This is a genomic window from Winslowiella iniecta (assembly GCF_001267535.1).
Lineage (GTDB): Bacteria > Pseudomonadota > Gammaproteobacteria > Enterobacterales > Enterobacteriaceae > Erwinia > Erwinia iniecta.
The window spans coordinates 1-5,044 of sequence record NZ_JRXE01000010.1 but is presented as its reverse complement, the minus strand read 5'-3'; the positions used below and the strand labels follow the sequence as shown (position 1 = coordinate 5,044).

At 49.3% G+C, this 5,044-nt stretch carries 4 protein-coding genes; 1 reads left to right on the top strand and 3 read right to left on the bottom strand.

The annotated features are described in order from the left end of the window. The 3 genes from NG42_RS08425 to NG42_RS08415 form a co-directional block, all read right to left on the bottom strand. A partial coding sequence (locus NG42_RS08425) for a sugar ABC transporter permease (protein WP_052899003.1) occupies positions 1-657 on the bottom strand: 657 nt, incomplete at its 3' end. 10 nt (positions 658-667) lie between these two features. Next, on the bottom strand, positions 668-1,975 hold the full coding sequence (locus tag NG42_RS08420; protein ID WP_052898876.1) for a sugar ABC transporter permease: 1,308 nt from the start codon (positions 1,973-1,975) through the stop codon (positions 668-670). Positions 1,976-2,032: 57 nt separating this feature from the next. Next, the gene (locus NG42_RS08415) at positions 2,033-3,268 is read right to left on the bottom strand and encodes an extracellular solute-binding protein (protein ID WP_052898875.1); all 1,236 of its coding nucleotides are present in this window, start codon (positions 3,266-3,268) and stop codon (positions 2,033-2,035) included. Between the two features lie 361 nt (positions 3,269-3,629). On the opposite strand from NG42_RS08415, the gene NG42_RS08410 reads away from it, so the two are divergent. Then, a complete protein-coding gene (locus NG42_RS08410; protein ID WP_052898874.1) occupies positions 3,630-4,736 on the top strand; it encodes an ABC transporter ATP-binding protein in 1,107 nt (368 codons plus the stop codon). Positions 4,737-5,044: the final 308 nt, after the last annotated feature.

Genomic DNA, 5,044 nt, shown 5'->3' with positions numbered 1-5,044 from the left:
GGATAAAATAAAATCACCCAGTGGCCCGGTAAATGAAAACAGTGCTACTACCGCCACAATCGGTTTCGATAACGGCATAATAATTTCGATAAAGATGCGGAAATTACTCGCTCCGTCCATTCTGGCTGACTCATCGAGATCTTTAGGAATCGCATCCAGATACCCTTTCATTAAATAGGTATTCATCGGGATCATACCGGCAACATAGATCAGCACCAGCGCCAGGTGGCTGTTGATCAGCCCCAGCAGCTGCGACAACACAAAGATGGCAATCAGTGCCGAGAACTGCGGAATCATCTGTAATAACAGAAACAGCATCAGACCATTCTGCCGACCTTTAAAGCGAAAACGCGAGAAAGCGTAGGCGGTAAAACTGACGCTGATTAAGGTCAGCACCATGGTCAGGAAACTTATTTTCATCGAGTTCCAGTACCAGGTCATATAGTTTACTTCGCCATTAAACAGGCTGGCGTAGTGCTGGAATGACAGGTTTTGCGGAATTATCGAGCTGCTTAGCAGACTGTTACCGGCATTAAGCGACGCGCCAATCGTCCACACCAGCGGATAAATAATAATGGTGGAGACCAGTAAGATAACCATCCACGACAGTGATAAACGCATCCACTTCTCTTTTCTGATACTCGTTGACTTAGCCATAATGTTATCCTTATGCCATATCATCATTTTTAAATGATTTAGTGGCGCGGAACTGCCATAACGCCAGGCCAACCACAAATATCGACAGTAAAATGGTAATGGTTGCCGCTATCGCATATTGCGAAGAGGACATGGTCAATTTATAGATCCACGACACCAGAATATCCGTACCGCCCGCATTGGAACCCGCTACCGCTGGCCCGCCGTTATTAAACAGATAGATAATATTGAAGTTATTAAAGTTAAAGGTGTATTGCGTGATAATAATCGGCGCAATGGAATAGAGAACCAGCGGTAATGTGATGGTTTTTAATTTGGTCCAGGTTCCGGCACCGTCCATGGTCGCGGCTTCATACAGATCATCAGGAATGGCCTGTAAGACACCGGTGGTCATGGCGAAGACAAACGGAAAGCCCAGCCAGGTTTGCATCAGAATCAAGGCGGTTTTCGTCCAGAATGGATCGGTCATCCATGCTTTTGGCGCAATACCAAAGAAGTCGAGTATCGCGTTATTAATCACGCCAAAAGTGTCATTAAACATGCCGGCAAATACCAGAATGGTAACAAAACCCGGCACCGCCCAGGGCAGAATAAAAATGGTGCGAATCAATGGCTTGAAGCGCAGATCTTTCTGATTCACCAGAATCGCCAGCATGACGCCCACGCTGCACTGCAAGGTGGTCGCCAGTAGTGTCCAGATTACCGTCCACTGCAATACATCAAGAAAGGTCGAGCGCCAGATAGAAAGGGTGAAAATATTGATAAAGTTCTTAAAACCTACCCAGTCCACCAGTTTCGCTGGCGGCGTGTGATACAGGTTATAGTTGGTAAAGGCGATGGAAAAACCGAACAGGATCGGGAAAATCACCACAAATACCAGCAGGATAAATCCAGGGGTAATCATCAGATACGGAAAACCTTCGCTTAACAGCATCTGATACTGCTTACGCACGCTGTTCAGCGCATGCCCTTCATCGCGCTTTTTGCCGTTGATCCATGCATCGCGTAACGACAAGGCGTAAATCGCCACGCCAAAAGCGATAATTAACAGGCTGATGATGCCTTCTGCCAGCAGAAAGATCGAGTTATCACGCGGCACTTCCTCGCCGAGGGTAACCAGCCCCCACAGCCCCTCGCCGAGAAAATCGTGAAACACGCCGATAAAACTGCTGAGCAAAACCAGAAAGATAAGCCCCTTCGCCCACTGTCGGTTATAAAACTGACCAAAGCCAGGGATCAGGGCGCACAATACGGCCGCAAACGCATGGCGACTGCGCCCCTTATCGGCGGTTAAATTTTCGCTGGGACTGATAATCACATACTGCTCCTTCGTCTAACGGGAGGCGAGCTCCCGTCCGCATGGCATCGGTCAAAATTACTGGTTGCTGGCCTGCATCGCTTCGATCTGCATCTGAATCTGTTTCACCGCATCATCCAGTGCTGCTTTCGGCTGCTGCTTGCCGGTGACACTCAGTTCCAGCGCGGCATTCGCCGGGCCCCACACTTCCTGCATTTCCGGTACGCCCGGCATTGCGGTGGCAAGGCTGGACTGAATCGCTACCGCGCTGGCTTTGTCGTCATTCTTAATCAGCGGATCGTCAATCATTGCGCGCAATGCCGGGATCTCTTTTGTCGCCTGATAGCGCGCTTTCACGTACTCCGGCTGATTAATAAATTCGATAAATTTCTGCGCCAGTGCTTTATCCTTGCTCCAGGTCGAGACCACGTAACCTTTCACTCCAAGGAATGAGTTCATGCTTTTGCCATTGGCCAGCTTTGGCAACGGCGCAACGCCATAATTAATTCCGGCGTCAGCATAGGGCTGGAATGCCCACGGGCCGTTAATCACTGCTGCGGCTTTTTTCTCGGTGAATAAAGAGTCAATCGCATTCAGGCCGCTGTCACCAATAATTCCTGCCGGAAATAAACCGTCGGCATAGAATTTTTTCAGATAGCTAACTGCCTCAACGCTGCCTGCGGTATTCAGGCCGATATCCTGCGTATTCAGGCCACCTTTCGCATCTTTGCCAAAGATATAACCGCCCATTGAGGAGATAACGCCCCAGCTGTAATAAATCTGGTCAAACTTGGCCAGCAGGCCATATTTATTTTCTGCCCGTTGCGTTTTCGAGAAAGCAAAATAGTCATCCAGATTAGCCAGCGGCTGTGGCAGCAGATCTTTGTTGTAGATCAGTACCAGGGTTTCCACCGCTTTTGGCAAACCGTACAGCGTATTGTCCATCGTGAAAGCATTAATTGATGAGGCGGTAAACGCCTTCTGTTCAGCCTGATCAATCGTCAGTGGCGATAACAGCCCCTGCACTACCGCCGCGCCCAACTGATCGTTGGGGATCACCAGCACATCCGGGCCGATTCCCGCCGGGCCATCAAGGCGCAGTTTCTCAATCTGCTGCGCATACGGCATTTCTTGCAGATTAACTTTGACGTGATTCTGCTTTTCGAAATCAGCCACCGCCTGTTTGATACCTGATGATTTTTTAATGTCTTCCCAGACGGTAATCTGCTGTTCTGCGGCACTGGCGATAAAGCTGGCAAACTGGCTGGCGAAAAGGGTAGTCAGTACCAGCGCGGTTATCTTATTGGTTTTCATTATCTGCCTCATGTGAAGGTATTACATTTTTAGCTATTCAGATGTCAACGGCTGTTCGAAGCTTAATTCCGGCTTTCAATGCCTGTCGCACGACTGATAAGTGACCCGGCAATACAAGATTTTGTTATACGCTACCCTTACCACCCTGTTTGTTCTATACAATTATCACCATTGTGTGATCCTTATTGCAGAAATGGAAAGCAGCGATAGGGCAAGAAATTCAGCGCAGTTATAGTCTTCACAGGCTTTTCAGCCAGTCCGGCTCGCTCAGTGATTATTTGTCATACGTAATACAAAAACCGTATCAACAACCCACTACTGGCGACAGATTGCTGATGAATAACTTTCTGAGGATTGAAGTATGTCGAGTATCAGATTACGGAATGTGACCAAGCGTTTTGGCAAAGCAGTGACGCTGCAAAATATCAATCTTGATATTGAAAGCGGTGAGTTTGCCGTATTTGTTGGCCCTTCTGGCTGTGGAAAATCGACCCTGCTGCGCATGATTGCTGGCCTGGAAGAGATCAGTGACGGGAATGTGCTGATTGGTGATGAGCGAATGAATGATGTCGCGCCGGCACATCGCGGCGTGGCGATGGTATTTCAGTCCTATGCGCTTTATCCGCATATGACGGTAGCGGAAAATATGGGTTATGGCCTGAAAGTGAACCGCATGCCGAAAGAACAAATTCGCCATCAGGTGGAAATGGTGGCGAAAACGCTACAGCTTTCGCATTTACTCGACAGAAAACCGAAGCAGCTCTCCGGCGGACAGCGTCAGCGCACCGCAATTGGTCGCGCCATCGTGCGTAATCCGAAGGTATTTATGTTTGACGAGCCACTCTCCAACCTCGACGCAGAGCTGCGCGTTGATATGCGACTGCATATTGCCAAACTGCATCAGGAGCTGAAAACCACCATGGTGTATGTTACCCACGACCAGGTGGAAGCGATGACGCTGGCCGACAAAATCGTGGTGATGAATTACGGCAAGGTAGAACAGATGGGGTCACCGATGGCGCTGTATTACAACCCGGTTAATAAATTTGTCGCTGGCTTTATCGGCTCGCCGAAAATGAACTTTTTACCGGCTACCGTAGTAAGCTGGCAACCGCAGACCCTGACCGTCGCCATTGATCAACAGACCACGCTGGCACTGGCGATTAACTGCCGCGAAGTACTGCCAGGCGCAGCAGTGACGCTGGGGATCCGCCCGGAACATTTAACCACCACCAGCGACTCACCGCTGCGGCTGGATTTCCATTGTGAAGTCGTGGAACGGCTGGGAAATAACACCTATCTGTTCGGGCAATGTTACGGGCATGATGGTTTTAAAATGCTGCTGCCCGGTGATGTGCATTTTCGTCCGTATCAGAAGTTACAACCCGGTTTCAATGCCAGCCAGTGCCTGGTGTTTGATGCCGAAGGTGAACGCATCAGTGCCGACTTAGTGGTGCCACAGCATTAATCGCTGAGCAGGATCCTGTAGCAACGGACACTCAATATTCAGGGGCAAGCCTGGGCTACAGGATTTTACATGGATATGACAGAAAGATGTCAAAGCAACTACTGGCCATTAAGACTGTGAGCGACGTGGGGATTTGACAGATGATATATAACAAAGGAAGCAGACAGAGATAATCAGGGAGAGAATTGAACAGGACTGTTCGAAGATAAAACCGAGTGAGAATAAAGATGGCGGAGGAGGAGAGATTCGAACTCTCGAACGGTTTCCCGTCGCCGGTTTTCAAGACCGGTGCCTTCAGCCACTCGGCC

Bases quoted from the DNA above. Each gene is read 5' to 3' on its own strand.
- NG42_RS08415 (WP_052898875.1), bottom strand. From the start codon at position 3,268: ATGAAAACCAATAAGATAACCGCGCTGGTACTGACTACCCTTTTCGCC.
- NG42_RS08410 (WP_052898874.1), top strand. From the start codon at position 3,630: ATGTCGAGTATCAGATTACGGAATGTGACCAAGCGTTTTGGCAAAGCA.